We start from the raw sequence: 15737 nt of genomic DNA on the forward strand, positions 1-15737 counted from the left end.
GCCCGATAATTCATGAGGGTTTCAACCCTCATTTTGTATAGCTTCGCAAAGCGATATCGCTTTGCGCTGGGTTTTAACCTAGCGGAAGGGGCAGCCCCAAAAAATAATACCCATTAAAAAGCAAAAACCGCTAGCTCCTCTCAGAACTAGCGGCTTTCTATGATGTACTGTCTTTTCAGACTATTTGACCAACTTCATCTCGTCAATCAACCAGCTGGCCTGACCATAACGGTCAATGACCCAAAGCACATAGCGGATGTCTACCGCAATGTTGCGACAGCGCGATTCATCAAACATGAAGTCGCTCATGGTGCTCTCCCAACTGCGGTCAAAGTTGATGCCCATTAGGCGTCCTTTGGCATCAATGACGGGGCTACCCGAGTTTCCTCCTGTGGTGTGATTGGAGGCCGTAAAACAAACCCAAAGCTCCCCGTTCTGAGTATAAGGACCAAAATCTTTGGCCTCATAGAGCTCCATAAATCGCTCCGGCAAATCAAAATCAGGATGATCTTTCTGGTACTTTTGCATCACGCCCTCAATGGTGGTATAGGGCAAATAAGCCATGCCATCATGCGGGGCAGAACCCTCCAGTTTACCGTAGGCAATGCGCAAGGTAGAGTTGGCATCGGACCAATGACGCTGCTTGGGAAACATCGTCAAGGCGCCTTTTACATAGGTTTCCATGAGCTCTTCTTCCTGAGCCTGAAAAGCGCCATAGCTGGGCGCTACTTTCTGCAAGTAGTTGCTGTACAGACTAGCCGCCAACTGCAAAGCGGGGTCTTTGGCCAATTCAGCCGCTGCTTTGGCATCAAAGTTTTCCAAAATAGCCGCTACTTTCTTTTCATGAAGCAACTTAGAGTCTGCAAAAATAGCCTTTCCAGTAGCCGCCCAAGCTTCTGCAAAATCATCGGGCAAAAGGCTGTTGTCCATATAGTTGACATAGAGGGGCGTGAGTTGCTCATAAATTTTTTGGTCAATGCCCAAGTCGTAGTTCTTGAAAAAAGCCGTATTCGCCTCTTTCAAGCGAGCAATTTCTGCCTCTAGCTTACCGGCAGCCTCTAGTTCTTCGTAGCGGTTGGCTAGATTGTTAAAGCCGTAGCTAAAACGCAAAAATTCTGGCCCAACAAAGAAGTACTCAATAAATAAGGCTCTGGCAAATTCATATTTCTGATTCTCCTCCTGCAATTTGGCCAAATCTTCTAGAACGGTCCCAAACTCTTCGGTCCACTCTTCCTTAATTTGCGCTCGACTGTTGTACTTTTTCTCCCAATGTGCCTTTTTATCCAAGGCCTTGAGATCACGCAAACCACCCAACTGACCAATCCATTTTTTCCAAGCATTGGCAATAGAGGCCTGCTTAGAAGCATACTTGATGCGAATTTCGTCAGAGCTGTTCATGGCTGGCTTAATGATGCCCAAACTAGTTTCTCTCATCTTGATTCTTGCGGGACGCTCCTGCTGCATGTAAAAGCCCAATTTGGCCGCCGAATAATGCTGGTCGGTACGGCCCGGAAAACCATAGACCATCGTGAAGTCTCCCTCTTTTTTGTCTTTCATGCTAATGGGCAAAAAATGAGCAGGCTTGTAAGGGCGATTGGCCTCACTGTAGTCCGCTGGCGCATTATCCTCATCGGCATAAATCCGAAATACAGAAAAATCCCCCGTATGACGAGGCCATACCCAGTTGTCGGTATCCCCTCCATATTTTCCAATGGCCGAAGGAGGCGCCCCCACTAAACGAATGTCGTTGTAGTCTTGGGTAGTCAACATATAATAAACGTTCCCCTTATGAAAAGGCTTAATTTTGGCCTTATAGCCTTTTTCCGCCGCCGCAGCCGCTTCCAAAGCCTTGATATTTGCCGAAACTTTTGCCGCCTTTTCTTCTTCGGTCATGGACTCTGTGGTCCCTTTCAATACATCAAAAGTAACCTCGCGCATCTCTTTGACAAAGGTAACATGCATCCAAGGACAAGCCAGTTCTTCCGAGCGGTTTTTGGCCCAAAATCCGTGCTTGAGGTAGTCATTCTCTAAAGAAGAATGCTGCTGAATGGCATCAAATCCACAGTGGTGGTTGGTCAATAATAAGCCCTGTTTAGAGACCAATTCTGCCGTACAGCCCCCATCAAACTGAACAATCGCATCCTTCAAACTCGATTTGTTGGTCGAGTAAATCTGCGAGGGCTTGAGCTTTAAACCATAGGTCTTCATATCCGAGTAGAACATGTCTATCAAGGCCGGAATCCACATGCCCTCCCCCGCCCAACTCATGGGCATAAAGAGCAATAATGCTACTACAAATGCTAATAATTTTTTCATTAGTTATTTTTAAGTTAGATAATGTTTCTGCTCTTTTGGGGCTGCCCCGGCCTTCGGCCGGGTCGGGCTATCTCGCAGCTCGCTGTTCGCTCGGCCCTGCGCTTTTTCGCTACGCTCAAAAGCTGGGTCTGGCCTTCGGCCACTGCTGCCTATCCCTCAGCCTGCGGGCCTAACGGCCCTGTACACTGCATAATTCCAACAGACTAAAAGAATTGCTTTAGTAGTTGCCCAGCGGCTTCTCTAAATCTGCTGTTTCGGTCTTCTGCCCAAGCCTTTAGCCGCTTTTCTTGGGCCGCTTCGGCTTTGGGACTTAAGGCAAAGTTGGCCAAAAACTGATAAAATTGATAGTCTTTGTTTTGCCCTAAGTTAAGATCTTCTGTATACAATTGCGAAAAACGCTTAAGTTGCCCCCTAGCCTTGGCATATTGGTCCTGACGCAAATAAATGGCCGCCAAACCCTCTAGGAGTTTGTAGTTGTCGGGAGCCGTTTGTAAGAGTTGGACCAGCACTTTTTCACTCTTTTCATAGTCGTAGTTCTCAAAGTATAATCGAGCCAAGGCAAAGAGTTCCTCAAATTCTGGCGCAATGGCCGTGGCCCGCTCATAATAAGGCACCGCTTTATGGTATTTACGCTCTGGCAAATAAGCAAAGCCCATCATTTTGTAGAGGTCCGCATCAAAGGCATTGATGGCCTCGGCCTGGCCTAGGGCTTCCTCCGCCAAAGCGAGTTCGCCTTTCAAGATGTATAATAGGACCAATGATTTATGAATCAAAAAGGGGTTTTCTGGCGCTGTTTTCAACATCTTTAGGTAATCTTGCTCTAGGGCCTTTAAGGCCACTAGCTGCTCCCCCTTGGCCCTTAACTGAAAAGGCTTTTTTGCGCTAAACTGATCGAGCTCCATAAAAAAGACTTTATAAAATAAAGCCGTCAATTGGGCCGTCTTTAAGGCCAAGTTAATCCGCAAAACCTGCGGATTTTCCCGCTGCGCCCGCTCCAAAAAACGAAGGTCCAACTCAAATTTAGCCAGCTCTTCCAAACCATAGTTCTCCCGCTGAGCAGACAACTGCATCATGGCCTGATAGGTGGTAAACAATAAGGCCGTTACATAAATATTAGGGTCTCGAGGATCTAGCTGATAGGCCGTATCTAACTGCCGCTCGGCCTTCTCTAACTGAAAGGTCTGCAACTGATAAAGGGCCAATTGGGCCCTGGCCCGCGCTAATTTGGGCTGCCGCTGACAAAAAGCCTCCCATAAGGTGGGCAAACTCTCGAGGTTCCCTACAGTCAACATCATATAACTAATGTCTTCTAACACTTCTATGTTGGAAGGGTTGGCCTCATAGAGCTCTACCGCATAGTTATAGGCCTTCTGCAAATAGGGAAAACCCTTCTCTGGCTGGCCCAAATCATAATAACTCTGATAGATGTCGATCAATAAATCTATGTCGTTCTCCAATTTAGGGTCCTCATAGGCCAAAAGCAATTCTTCTAAACTGCGCTCTGGCGCTACCGCCTCTGGCGGCAACTCTGGCTCTAACATAGAGCGGTTGTAACTCAGGATAATGCTGGCATTTACCTCCGGAAAAGCCGCCGCCTGCCGAATGGCCAGACTGTCTCGCCCATCTCGCAAAAGTTGGGCAGCTAAACCATAGGGAAGCAAAAGAATGACAAATAAAAGAGCGGTTCTGATCATGGTAGTTTGCTTTTTTTATGGGGAAATTAAATAGCAGGTCCAGAGGAGCGCAGCGACTGGCTGAGGGATGGAAAGCAGTGGCCGAAGGCCAGACCTAGGCGGCGAAGCCGCCGCAGGGCCGAGCAGACCTGCGAGCTGCGACAGAGCCCGACCCAAGGCCGTAGGCCGCAGGGGCAGCCCCAAAAAAAACTAATCCTCCTGCTGCTTACAGCTTTCAATATGCTCAATCAAAGCAGGCAAGGACCAAGCCGATTCTATGCTATAATCCCCAATTTTGGTCCGCCGAAGGGCCGTCAAATAGGCGGCATTATCTAGGGCTCGGCCAAAATCATAGGCCAAAGAGCGAATATAAGTCCCCTTGCTACAGGCCACCTCAAAATCAACCAAAGGCAGCTCGGTATTCGTCAGTTGAAAGTCAAAAATCTCGATGTTTCGGGCCTTGCGCTCTACTTCCTTACCCTTTCTGGCCAATTTATAGAGGGCTTGTCCCTTAATCTTTACGGCAGAAAACATGGGCGGATATTGAGCAATAGGGCCTAAAAACTGCTGTCTGGCCTGCTCCAAAGCCGCCGCATCAATACCCGCAATAGATTGCTGCTCTGTCTCTTCAGATTCGGCATCATAGGAGGGCGTTGTGGCCCCCAACTTGAGCTGGCCCGTATAGGTTTTGGGCATGCCCTGCAAACCATCTATTTTCTTGGTATATTTTCCCGTGCAAATGAGCAATAGGCCCGTGGCCAAGGGGTCTAAGGTGCCGGCATGCCCCACCTTAATTTTCTTGACGCCCAAGCTGCGGCAAAGGGCATAGCGAATTTTATTGACCACATCAAAAGAGGTCCATTCCAAAGGTTTATCGACTAAAAGGAGGGCGCCCGCCTGAAAATCGTAGGGCGCAGTTTGATTGAGTACTTCCAAGGTATTTATTTTGATTGTCATCGAACAAAGAAGGGCGGCCCAAAGCGCTGGCCCTAGCTGGGCAAAGCTAGGCTTTTTTGAGCATTTTTGCTAGGGCCTAGGCCTTTTTGAGTAGTTCTAAGCAAAGGCGGTTTGGCCCATCGGCCTGCTTGAATTGCTGCCCCAAACGACGGCCCAAAACGGCCAAAATTGCTTTGTCTTGGGCCAAGACATACTGGACCTCCCGCTCAAATTGACTCAGCCCCTCATCTTTATAATATTTACTGAGCTTTTTGCTTTGGCCGCCCATGCCCAAGGGCCGAAAACGGTCGCCGGCCTGCTGTTGGCGCAGAAAAAGCCCCTTAGTGAGCTGCTCAGGCAATAGGCCCGCCCCTTTTTGCGCCCAATAGAGCCCTAAAATTTGCCCTTGGCCTAGGTCTAGCCGAATTTCTTGGCCCATTTCGGGAATCGGCAGGGCCAAAGGAGCCAAGGGGGGCTGCTCGGCAGGGCCCAAAACTAGGCCCCAGGCCATTTCTTGCAAGCGGTAATTGGGCGCCAAATGTAGGCCGCCCGCCTGTTGCTGCCGCTTGCTCCAAATATTCTGAATCTGCTTGGGGGCAAAGCCCAAAGGCCGCAACCAATATTGTAAAAAAAGCGCGGGCTCCGAGCATTGGGCTAAATTTTCCCAGCTCAAACGGGCCAATTCCCCATTTTTTCCTGCGGCCAACAAACGCTGCCGATAAGCCTGCATCTCCTTTTGGATAAAGCGGTTTTCCTCTCGCAAAAGGCCAATATTTTGGGCCAAACGCTCCTTATAATTTGGATAGGCCCGCTCGATTTCGGGCAAAACCCGATGCCGCAAAAAATTCCGCTTGTACTTGACCTCCTGATTAGATTGGTCCTCTTTCCAGACTATATTTTGGGCCAAAGCATAACTTTTTAGGGCCGATTTTGGGACAGATAAAAGCGGGCGGCAGAGCTTTCGCTGCTCATCTTTGGGCAAAATTCCCTGCATACTGCCTAGGCCGCCGCCTCTTAGCTGCTGCAAGAAAAAAGTCTCTAATAAATCATCTAAATGATGGGCGGTCAGGATGTATTTGGCCCCAACTTGCTGCCGAATTTCCTCAAAATACTGATAGCGCAGGCTTCTGGCCCGAGCTTGCAAATTGCCGCCCTGCTGGGCCAATTCCTGGCCCAAATCATAGGTTTTAGTATAGAAAGGGATGCCCTTTTCTTGGGCCAATTGGGCCAAAAAATCGGCTTCTTCCTGAGCTGTTTCTCGCAGCTGATAATTAAAATGTACCCAAACTTGCGGCTGCTCCCAACTCATCAGCAAATGGGCCAAAACCATAGAATCTAGGCCCCCGCTGATGCCCAAAACAAGGCGGTCCTCCCCTAGCTCAAAAAGTGATTGGGCCAAAATTTCCGCCCGAAGGCGCTGGGCTAAAGACATAAACAAAAAGGCAATTATAAGGTATTTGCTAATCGGATCTTTTTTTGGGGCTTCCCCGCCCTGCGGGCGGGTCGGGCTCTGTCGTGGCTCGCAGGTCTGCTCGGCCCTGCGGCGCTTGCAGCGCCTGGGTCTGCGGCTTCGCCGCACCACTTTCCATCCCTAAGCCTTAGGCGCTGCGCGCCTTGGCGGCGGCTAAAGCCGCCTGTAGGAGCGATAAAAAAAGCTCTTTCCGTAGAGAAAGAGCTTTTTTGAGGACCAAAATTAGGCTTTAAACTTATGCCATTCGGCCTCTACCTCTTTTTGCAGACTTTGGAGGTCTTCATGTTCCTTAAACAACTGGCGAAGTGGGTGGAACTTATGCATTGAAGGTGCAACAAATTGCTCTACATCGGCTCTTTTGATGCTCTTTTCGCTCAAAATGATGAGTCGCTCAATCACATTGCGCAGCTCTCGGATATTTCCGGTCCAATCCATTTCTTGCAAAAGGGCCAGGGCATCGGCCTCCACTTTTTTGGCGGGGCGGCCATAATCTTGGCAGATGGCCTCTACAAAATGCTCCACCAACAAGGGAATATCTTCCTTGCGTTGATTGAGAGAAGGGACCTGAATAATGATTACGGCTAGACGATGGTATAAATCTTCACGGAAGCGGCCCGCATTGATCTCCTCTCGAAGATCTTTATTGGTAGCGGCCACCACTCTTACATCTACTTTGATCTCCTTATCGCCCCCAACTCGAGTGATGCGGTTTTCTTGTAGGGCTCGGAGGACCTTAGCTTGGGCCGAGAGGCTCATATCGCCAATTTCGTCTAAGAAAAGGGTACCGCCATTGGCCTGTTCAAACTTTCCGATCCGTTGTTTTACGGCAGAAGTAAAGGCGCCTTTTTCGTGGCCAAACAACTCACTTTCGATGAGTTCGGAGGGAATAGCTGCACAATTGACCTCTACAATAGGTTTATCGGAGCGATTACTTTTTTCGTGCATCCATCGGGCCACTAGCTCTTTACCGGTTCCGTTTGGACCAGTAACCAAGACTCGGGCGTCGGTGGGAGCTACTCGGTCTATAGTTTCTTTAATGCGTTGCACGCCTTCCGACTCTCCAATAATTTCTTGGGTCTTGCTCTTCTTGATTCTTCTTTTGAGGACCTTAGTTTCGGTGACCAAAGAAGATTTATCGAGGGCATTGCGGATCGTAATGAGCAGGCGGTTAAGATCTGGGGGCTTAGAAATATAGTCAAAAGCGCCTTTTTTGACGGTCTCCACGGCGGTATCGATATCGCCATGGCCCGAAATCATAATTACGGGTAGGTCGGGTTGGAGGATTTGGACTCTTTCGAGGACCTCCATACCGTCCATTTTGGGCATTTTAATATCGCAGATGACTGCATCATAGCCGCCTTTTTTGAGTTTGGATAGGGCATTGATTCCATCCTTGGCCTCATCTACTTTATAGTCTTCCATTTCTAGAATATCGCGCAATACATTGCGGATACTCTCTTCATCATCAATGATTAGTATTTTCACCATAGGGTTTGCTCTTTTTATAGGGGCTTAAGATAAAGATTATAGGTCATTTTTAAAATTGGGCGGCTGTTTTATTGAAGAAGAGAATTGGGCGCAGGGCTTTTAATTGGCCGAAGGCCAAACGGCCTAGCGATGCGGCGGGGTGGCCCGCAGGGCCAGACCGAGTTTTTGAGCGCAGCGAAAAAACGAAGGGCCGAGCAGACCTGCGAGCCCCAAAGCGTAGCGCCGCAAGGCGAAGCCGCAGCGGAGGCCCCAAAACAGCAAGCCTAGTATTCAAAAAAAAGGGAAGAGATGATTTTAGGCAAGTTCTCTAAAAAAAGCGTATTTTTGGAGCTTGAATTAGATGACATTATAACGTACCATGGCAAAAAAGCTAAATAGAGGACAGGGAGTTGGGGCCCTTTTTTCGAAAATCAATCCCAATATTGAGGTGAATAAAGAGGAATTGGTTCGGGAATTATCGAACACGGTGGCGGATATTCCCTTAGATCAGATCAGTTTCAATCCGGACAATCCTCGTTTAGAGTTTGATGAGGAGGCCTTATTGCAGTTATCGGAATCGATTAAGAAGCATGGGCTCATTCAGCCGATAACGGTAAGGCATTTGGGGGAGAATCAGTTTCAGCTCATATCTGGAGAGCGTCGGTTGCGGGCTTCTAAGCTGGCGGCTTTGGGTCAGGTGCCGGCCTATATTCGGGTGGCCAATGATGAGGCCATGTTGGAATTGGCTTTGATTGAGAACATTCAGCGGCAGGATTTGAATGCGATAGAGATTGCGAGCACCTATCAGCGGATGATGGATGAGTTAAAATTGACGGAAGAGCAATTATCTAAGCGGGTTAATAAGAAGCGGAGCACGGTGAGTAATTATGTGCGTTTGCTTCGTTTGCCGGGTCAGATTCAGAATGCCATTAAGGCGCGGCAGATTTCTATGGGTCATGCGCGGGCTTTAGCTGGATTGAATGAGGAGCAGCTGCAGAGTATTTTGTTTGAGGCGACGATGGAGGAGAAATTATCGGTGCGCAAGGTAGAGCAATACAGCAAACTTTTGCAGAAGGGCAACTCATTGGACAAGGCGATCATGGGCTTGAAGTCGGGTTTAATTGCCTTGGGTCATTTGGCGGAATTGAGTCGTTTGGAGAAATTGGACGAGCAACTTTATTTATATAAAGAGATCATTCGTTCCAACTGGTCGGTAGAAGAGACTCGTCTTTGGTTGGACAAGCAATTGGCCAAAAAGGAGGGAGAAGCAGCGCCCAAAGAGGAGAAGAAAAAAGTTTTGCCAGCCGCCTATCAGAACTTGCAAGAGCGTTTAAAATCTCAGTTGGGGGCCAAGGTGCAGCTCAAGGCCAATGAAAAGGGCAAGGGGCAGATCATCATCAACTTTATGGACCCTGATGATTTGGAGCGAATATTAGAGCAACTCAACTATGAAGCATAATATTTTATTTGCTTTTCTACTGCTATTGTCCTGTCCTTTATGGGGGCAGGACAGTTTGCGTTTGGTCCCAGAGGATGGGCCAAGGGCGAAGGCAAAAGCGAGGCAACTGGACCCACAGAAAGCCTGGCGTTGGGCTTTACTACCGGGAGGCGGACAAATTTATAACCGTCGGTATTGGAAACTGCCTATTGTTTATGGGGGCATAGGGACCTTAGTGTATCTATCTATAGATAATCGCCAAAAATATCAGTGTTATCGGCAGTCCTATTTAGCGGTAGTAGACAGTGATCCGAATACGGTAAATACTTGTGATCCAAATTTGACCGATGCTCAATTAAAAATCTTACGGGATGCATATCGTCAGCAGTACGAGTATTCTGTAGCGGGATTGATTGGGTTTTATGGGCTAACGATACTAGATGCTTTTGTAGACGCTCACTTAAGTAGTTTTGATGTGAGTGACGACCTTAGTTTGCATTGGAATATTGGCGGGCGGCCGCATTATCAGGCTTTTTCGGGGCAGACGGGATATCATCCGGAGTTACAGCTTCAGTTACGTCCTCGACGAGCGCAAAAAAAGCGGCCAATTCCTCATTTCTGATTATTGGTCATTTATGCACAAGCGGCTCTTTTTTATTTTTTTCTATTGTTTTCTTTCGCCTTTATCGGCTCAAAACTGGGGATGGAGTAGTTATTTGGACCTCAACATTTACCAGAACTATCAGCAAGCGCAACTTTTGGGGCAAGAGGGGGCTTCGGCTGGGCAGTGGCTCAACCTCTTGCCTGCGGTAGGTTTGGGAGTATATCGGCGGGGGCGTCATGGGCAGAGCTATCAGTTATTATTGGCTACAGAGTACCAGCCCTTTGCGATGAACAGCCAAGATTATGGGGGCTTGGGGAGTCTTTCTTTTCCTCTTTTATTTCGGGCCCAGCATCGGTTTAGCAAAAAAGAAATCGGGATGGGGGGCTTTATGAGTTTGGGAGCTGGGGTACAATGGAGCCGGATTCATTTGTATGATCGGCCAGAAAGCCTGCGGCAATTGCCCAACCCTTATTTTTACAGCTGGGTAGTAGAGCTAGCTTTTGGTTTGGAGCAATTGGTCCAATTTGAGGCTAAGCAAAAGCGGCGTTTTGCCTTCTTTTTTCGCTTTGGCAGTTCAGAATTGGGGGCCGAAACCCTAAACTTTGGTTTGCGTTTGGGGTTTGACAAGCCTTTTTCGGCTCCTTTTCGGCAATTTTAGGACAAAAAAAGGGAGCAGCTTTCGCTGCTCCCATTCACATTCCAATTAAAAAAATAGTCTACTTCCCTTTGCCCATATTTTTGGCTTGTTCCATAGCGATTTCGCGCATGGCCTTAAAGGAGTCGGCAGAAGAAGAATTTTCCAAAGCTTTGACGGCCAACTGTTGAGCTTGGCGTTGTGTATCCTCTAGTTGGGCATACAGTTTATGAATTTGGTCCTTTTGTTTATCCAAAGTGCTGTTCAAGTCATCAATAATATGTTGTAGTGCGTTGAGTTCGCCTTCTTGCTCGGTTTTGAGCATTTTCATTTTGACCTTATGGTCTCTTTCGACGATTCCCTTGGCTTCGGCTTCGGCTTTTTTGACCTCTTTGCGGAGTTTTTCTTCTAGCTCTTCAAAATCGGCCTTGTATTTTGCCTGTTCCTCTTCTTGTTCCTTTACTGATTTCTCTTCAGCGGCCCAAGCTTCTTCCTTTTGTTCCTGAATTGTTTGCAATTCGAGTTCAAGCTGATTTGATTTCTGCTTATAGTTATCGTCCTCGATTTTGCGTTCTTGCTTCAGTTGGTAGTCGTATTGTTCTTTATCGCGGCTACGTTCTTGTTCGGCCTCGCGTTGCATTTCGGCAATTTCTTCCGATTTGAGTTCTTGTTCTTTATCCCAGCTTCTTTGCTGTTCTTCTAGCTGCTCTTTATAGGCTTTTTCTTTGGCCTCAAATTCCTCTTCAAATTGTTTTTGGCTCGCTAGATATTCCTCAATAATTTTGAGCATGCTATCGGCATCCACCTCAATATCATAGAGTTTTTGGATCTCTTGGCCTTCTTCTTCCAGTTTGGTTTGAAGATTTTGGAGTTTTTCGGCTTCAATAGCTTGCAGGGCAGAATTATCGCTAAAAGCGGGAGCAATGCCTTGTTCTACAGCTTTGAGCGTAGCAATAATCCCTTCCAAGTTTTTGAGCTCAGCCGTTTTATAGACCACTTTTTCTTGGATCACGGTTTTTGTGCTGCTCGTTGTGCTAGGAGCGGGAGCTTTCTCTTTATTTTTGAGTTGTTTTTCCAAATCCTTGACCTTGGCCAAAGCCTCTTTATAGGCATTCATGATTTGGTTTTTGGTATTGCGCATGGATACAGCCATGATATATATAATTTAGAGTTGAAGACAAAAAGAAGATACAAAAGATAAAAGAAGAGATTTTAACTCCCCAAGCTCACAAAGAAAACAGAATCATCTGGCTAATGGAGTAAAATAGCGGCTGGCGCTGCACTCCCTTTGGGTTTGGGAGCTGGGGCGTTAAAAAATCCCTCTACATTTTTGGCCTAACTATTTAGGAGGCCTGTTTATTTTCTAGTGCTTTAATAGAAAGCGCCTGCATCTGAGCCACGGCTTCTTTGAGCTCGGCCTTGAGTTTTTCGATTTCAGATTTTTGGTTTTCTAAGCGGTTAGACAAACTCTCAATTTGGAGTTCGGCAATTTTGCGCTTGCTTTCCATTTCCTTTTCATAAAGTTCTTGGGCCTCTTTGGCATCTCGGTTGGCCTCTTTAAAGGATTTGTCTTTGGCTTTTTTGACCTCTTCTTCTAGTTCGGCCTCAAAACCATCCACTTTTTCTTTATGCTCCTTAAATTCTTCGGCTTTTTCTTCTAGCCATTTTAGGCGCTGACTCCAGTCTTTTTGCTTTTCTCTTTCTTCTTCATCTAGTTTGCGCAAAAGCTGCGTTTTACGCATCTCAAAGGCATCTTTTTCTCGCAAGTAGCGGCGTTCGAGCTGATAGCGATACTCTTCCAATTCTTGCTCTCGCATTTTTTCCAATTGGGCCTTATTTTCCGCCTGCTCTTCCTGGAAATCGGCAATTTCTTGCTCCCAATCTGCTCTTTGCTCCTGCATTTCTTCCTGCAAAGCATCTAGGGCCTCCTGATGCTTTTCTTCCAACTCTTCGGCTCTTTGCTTTTGCTCCTGCTGAAGGATGAAAAGCGCATTGGCCGCAATTTTTGTTTGATAGCGGGCTTCTAGGTTTTTTTCTTGTACCTTGAGGGCCGTCCGCATTTTTTCTAGCTGCTCGACTTCAGCCAATACTCGCTCCCGAAGCGTTTCGGTGGTGCTCGCTACCTCCCATTGTAGGTCTGCAAGTTTTTTGATGATCCCTTGAGGGCTGAGGCCTTCAGTTTCTTCCAAAAGGGCGGCTTCTCTTTCCAAACGAGCCGATTCTTCTTTGGTCAGAATCGCTTTTTGTTGGATTTCATACTGGGCCAATAACTGCTTAAAGGCCTTTTGGACTTCTTCTTTGGACTTCAAAGATTTGCTCATGCGTAATGTTTTGTAGAAGGATGATGAATGTGAACTAGATTGCAATCTCTGTTTGATTAAATACACTCTCTTTTACGCAGCTGAATCCATTTGGTTACATAATTGACGCAAAAAATTTAAATTTTCTCAAAATTTAATCAAAAAAATTAAATGCTTGCCGCTAAATGGGCTAACTCTCAGCTGTTTATCGCCTTTATGGCCCTTTTCACCACTATTTGGGGCTATCAGTTTGGACTTTGGGACCATCAGGAGCACCTTAGTTTGCTCTTCCGTCAGCTAAATCCCGACTTCCTCTCCTCCGATGCCTTTATCAATGCCAATGATTCGGGCTTTAATCCCAGAATCTATAGCAACTATTTAACTATTTTGCTGACAAAGCTTTTTGGCCTGCCTTTGGCCTTTTTTCTGCTTTGTTTTCTTTGCAATTGGGCCATCGGTCGAGCCGCCCAACAAATGGGGGACTTGCTCTTTAAAAATGAGCTTTCGGCCAATTTAGCCGCCCTCTTTTGCCTCTCTATTCCCACCTTAGGCCTAGGCTCTGTCTCCGAAATCCATGCGGTTTATCTCACCCCCAATAGTATGGCTTTTGCCCTGGTTTTGCTGGCACTTCCCCAACTCTGGCAACAAAAGTTTGTGCAGGCTGGCGTTTTTTTGGCCCTAGCTACCCTTATTCATCCTTTGGTGGGACCAGAATCGACGCTTTTGCTGGGCGGCCTCTATGCCCTCAGCCTGCCTTTTCGCCCCCGCCTTAGCCGCAAGCAATGGAAGGCTTTGACCTTGGGCGCTGGATGCTTTGGGCTGGCCGCTGCCCTGAGCCTTGGCCCCTATTTCCTTTCGGCCCAAGAAAATATTAGTCTAGATGAGTTCTATAATATATATGTACACTTTAGAGCCCCCCACCATATTCTCCCTAGCCAGTTTTTGCTCCAAGAAGAACCTAAAAATAGCTATTATTTGATCGGCTATTTGGCCTTGCTTTATTTGCCCAAAGGCCTGCTAAAGCTCCAAAAAATAGATCGCTTTTTTGTTTTGGGCCTGATCCTTAGCCTGCTGGCGCTGGCCTATATTGGCTATTATTTTGTAGAAGTCCAGCCCAGTAAATTGATGGCCACAGCCCAAGTTTATCGCATTCTCTACCTAGGCAAGTTTTTCTTTCTTTTGGGCTTGGCTGGAGCCATTGGCCAAGTTCGACAAGGCAAGCAACTCGAGCAAGTTTATGCCTGGGCCTTTTTGCTCAATAGTTTTTGTTGGACCAATGGGCTGCGCATCGCCCTGCTCTTTCTGCTCGCTCGCTTGCGCAACCGTTTTTTTCCGCATTGGCGCTGGACCCTCGCCCTAGAGTTGCCCCTTTTGCTGGCCCTTACGATTTATGGACTCTGGCAAACTTACCTAACGCTAGACTTTTCTGCCGAGGCCTATCTTTGGCTGATTTTTTTGCTTTTTGGTCCTATTTTCTACAGTCTGGCCCCAAAGAAAAAATGGCCCAGTTATCTATTTGCGGCCGCTAGCCTGAGTTTCCTTTTATTTTGGTCGCAAACTCCCCGAACCCCAGGCATGTCGCCCCTACAGCAAGATATGAGCCGCCTGTATAGCCTGAGCGACCAAGCTTATTTTCAGCCAGCGCTCTATGAGGTGAGTCAATATATTAAGAAAGAAACGCCCAAAGATAGCCGCTTTTTGGTGCCCCCTATGCAGGCCGAAATCCGCTATTTGGGCCAGCGGGCTTTGGTAGTCGATTTTAAGGCCTTTCCTTTTAGCGGCCAAGCGATGAAGGCCTGGCAAGAACGCATTTTTGAGGTGTATGGCTGGACCGATCAGCAGGGGTTTGGAGCCGTTAATCAGGTTTTTGAGCCTTATTGGAAAACACGGCCCGATAGTATGCTGCTACTGCTGGGCAAAAAGTATGAGGCCCAATATGCCCTGCTTTATGCCGAAACAAAGACGCAGTTGCCTGTGGTCTTCAAGAATCAAGGTTTTCAGTTGGTTTTCTTGAAGGAGGATTAGGGGCTGCCCCCTTCGCTTCGCTGCGGGTCGGGCTGTGCGGGGGCTCGCTGCTCGCTCGGCCCTTCGCTTTTTTTCGCTTTGCTCAAAAAAGCTTGGTCTGGCCTTCGGCCACCCCCTGCCATCCCTCAGCCAGATTTAATCGCGCTGCTTTGGTCGTAGTTTGCTATGAATTTTTGGCTAGGCCAGCTATTTTTTAAGGGCATAGCCTTCGCTATGGCCGAGAAAAATAGGGCCGACTAGCGGGAAATTGCTGCAAACTATAAAAGTGAGTGCGTTTAAATTTGGCTATTGCCTGCGGGCCTTCGGCCCTGTAGAACCGTATAGTTGGTATTCGTCGCTGCGCTCCTCATTTGTTGTTATGTCCCCGCCCACCCACCCCTCTGCGAGATTCCTTAAGGAATCTCTTGGGGAGGCTGGCCCAACTCCCCCCTCAGCCGAAGGCTGATTGTTATAGACTGAGGAGCGAAGCGAGGAAGGCCATGCTGGGCGCTTTGGCCCCCAAGGCCAAAGGAGCCCAGCCCCCAGGCGGGGGCGGCGAAAAGAAAACCCAAAACTGAAATGAAATATTTTGAGGGCCGATTTAGAAAAGCGCAAAAAAGAAGGTGGCCGCCGCCAACCGCCGGCCGGGCGCGCTTGGCGCGAGCCGGCGAAGCTTGAAGCCGCAAAGCGGCTTGTAGCTGAGCCGCAGGGCAGGCCGGCCTAGGGGCCTGTAGGGGTGGCCGAAGGCCAGAGCGAGCAGGCAAAGCCTGCGAAGGGCCGAGCAGACCTGCGAGCCCCAAAAGGGCCCGGCCGCCAAAGGCGGCAGGCCCCAAAAAATAAATAGCCCTTTAGGCTATTTCTGGATAAAAGCAGACATTGCTTTTTGCTTCTGCC

11 protein-coding genes are annotated in these 15737 nt (G+C 47.9%); 4 read left to right on the forward strand and 7 right to left on the reverse strand.

Annotated elements, in window-relative coordinates; translation table 11 throughout:
• Positions 1-180: 180 nt before the first annotated feature.
• The 5 genes from SGRA_RS03325 to SGRA_RS03355 form a co-directional block, all read right to left on the reverse strand.
• A complete protein-coding gene (locus tag SGRA_RS03325; protein WP_014373740.1) occupies positions 181-2316 on the reverse strand; it encodes a S46 family peptidase in 2136 nt (711 codons plus the stop codon).
• 203 nt (positions 2317-2519) lie between these two features.
• Positions 2520-4010: a tetratricopeptide repeat protein gene (locus SGRA_RS03335; protein ID WP_014373741.1), complete on the reverse strand. Its 1491-nt coding sequence runs from the start codon at positions 4008-4010 to the stop codon at positions 2520-2522.
• Positions 4011-4199: 189 nt separating this feature from the next.
• The gene (truB, locus tag SGRA_RS03340; RefSeq protein ID WP_050981157.1) at positions 4200-4946 is read right to left on the reverse strand and encodes a tRNA pseudouridine(55) synthase TruB; all 747 of its coding nucleotides are present in this window, start codon (positions 4944-4946) and stop codon (positions 4200-4202) included.
• Between the two features lie 76 nt (positions 4947-5022).
• Entirely contained in the window at positions 5023-6357 is a 1335-nt protein-coding gene (tilS, locus tag SGRA_RS03345) for a tRNA lysidine(34) synthetase TilS (RefSeq protein ID WP_015691154.1), read from the reverse strand.
• A gap of 261 nt (positions 6358-6618) precedes the next feature.
• Positions 6619-7884 (reverse strand): sigma-54-dependent transcriptional regulator, encoded by a 1266-nt coding sequence (locus tag SGRA_RS03355; RefSeq protein ID WP_015691156.1) that lies wholly within the window; start codon positions 7882-7884, stop codon positions 6619-6621.
• A gap of 358 nt (positions 7885-8242) precedes the next feature.
• Here SGRA_RS03355 and SGRA_RS03360 point away from each other — a divergent pair, with 358 nt between their 5' ends.
• Genes SGRA_RS03360 through SGRA_RS03370 form a run of 3 tightly spaced genes read left to right on the forward strand, consistent with a single transcriptional unit; the run spans position 8243 to position 10563 of the window.
• On the forward strand, positions 8243-9322 hold the full coding sequence (locus SGRA_RS03360) for a ParB/RepB/Spo0J family partition protein (protein WP_015691158.1): 1080 nt from the start codon (positions 8243-8245) through the stop codon (positions 9320-9322).
• Positions 9312-9923: a DUF5683 domain-containing protein gene (locus SGRA_RS03365; protein ID WP_015691159.1), complete on the forward strand. Its 612-nt coding sequence runs from the start codon at positions 9312-9314 to the stop codon at positions 9921-9923. The genes SGRA_RS03360 and SGRA_RS03365 overlap by 11 nt, the downstream gene beginning before the upstream one ends.
• 13 nt (positions 9924-9936) lie before the next feature.
• Positions 9937-10563, forward strand: coding sequence for a hypothetical protein (locus SGRA_RS03370; RefSeq protein WP_015691160.1), 627 nt, complete (start codon positions 9937-9939; stop codon positions 10561-10563).
• A gap of 58 nt (positions 10564-10621) precedes the next feature.
• On the opposite strand, the gene SGRA_RS03375 is transcribed toward SGRA_RS03370, so the two are convergent.
• Together SGRA_RS03375 and SGRA_RS03380 are read right to left on the reverse strand one after the other, a co-directional pair.
• On the reverse strand, positions 10622-11692 hold the full coding sequence (locus SGRA_RS03375; RefSeq protein WP_015691161.1) for a coiled-coil domain-containing protein: 1071 nt from the start codon (positions 11690-11692) through the stop codon (positions 10622-10624).
• Between the two features lie 190 nt (positions 11693-11882).
• Positions 11883-12860 carry a coiled-coil domain-containing protein gene (locus SGRA_RS03380; protein ID WP_015691162.1) on the reverse strand — a complete coding sequence of 326 codons (978 nt, stop codon included), beginning with the start codon at positions 12858-12860 and terminating at the stop codon, positions 11883-11885.
• Between the two features lie 150 nt (positions 12861-13010).
• On the opposite strand from SGRA_RS03380, the gene SGRA_RS03385 reads away from it, so the two are divergent.
• Positions 13011-14864, forward strand: coding sequence for a DUF6798 domain-containing protein (locus SGRA_RS03385; RefSeq protein WP_015691163.1), 1854 nt, complete (start codon positions 13011-13013; stop codon positions 14862-14864).
• Positions 14865-15737 lie beyond the last annotated feature (873 nt).

The organism is Saprospira grandis str. Lewin (assembly GCF_000250635.1).
In the GTDB taxonomy this organism is placed as follows: Bacteria; Bacteroidota; Bacteroidia; order Chitinophagales; family Saprospiraceae; genus Saprospira; species Saprospira grandis.

Excerpts from the sequence above, each read along its gene's own strand:
- SGRA_RS03385 (WP_015691163.1), top strand. The coding sequence starts at position 13,011 with ATGCTTGCCGCTAAATGGGCTAACTCTCAGCTGTTTATCGCCTTTATG.
- SGRA_RS03380 (WP_015691162.1), bottom strand. The coding sequence starts at position 12,860 with ATGAGCAAATCTTTGAAGTCCAAAGAAGAAGTCCAAAAGGCCTTTAAG.
- tilS (WP_015691154.1), bottom strand. The coding sequence starts at position 6,357 with ATGTCTTTAGCCCAGCGCCTTCGGGCGGAAATTTTGGCCCAATCACTT.
- SGRA_RS03325 (WP_014373740.1), bottom strand. The coding sequence starts at position 2,316 with ATGAAAAAATTATTAGCATTTGTAGTAGCATTATTGCTCTTTATGCCC.
- SGRA_RS03365 (WP_015691159.1), top strand. The coding sequence starts at position 9,312 with ATGAAGCATAATATTTTATTTGCTTTTCTACTGCTATTGTCCTGTCCT.
- SGRA_RS03355 (WP_015691156.1), bottom strand. The coding sequence starts at position 7,884 with ATGGTGAAAATACTAATCATTGATGATGAAGAGAGTATCCGCAATGTA.
- truB (WP_050981157.1), bottom strand. The coding sequence starts at position 4,946 with ATGACAATCAAAATAAATACCTTGGAAGTACTCAATCAAACTGCGCCC.
- SGRA_RS03335 (WP_014373741.1), bottom strand. The coding sequence starts at position 4,010 with ATGATCAGAACCGCTCTTTTATTTGTCATTCTTTTGCTTCCCTATGGT.
- SGRA_RS03360 (WP_015691158.1), top strand. The coding sequence starts at position 8,243 with ATGGCAAAAAAGCTAAATAGAGGACAGGGAGTTGGGGCCCTTTTTTCG.
- SGRA_RS03370 (WP_015691160.1), top strand. The coding sequence starts at position 9,937 with ATGCACAAGCGGCTCTTTTTTATTTTTTTCTATTGTTTTCTTTCGCCT.
- SGRA_RS03375 (WP_015691161.1), bottom strand. The coding sequence starts at position 11,692 with ATGGCTGTATCCATGCGCAATACCAAAAACCAAATCATGAATGCCTAT.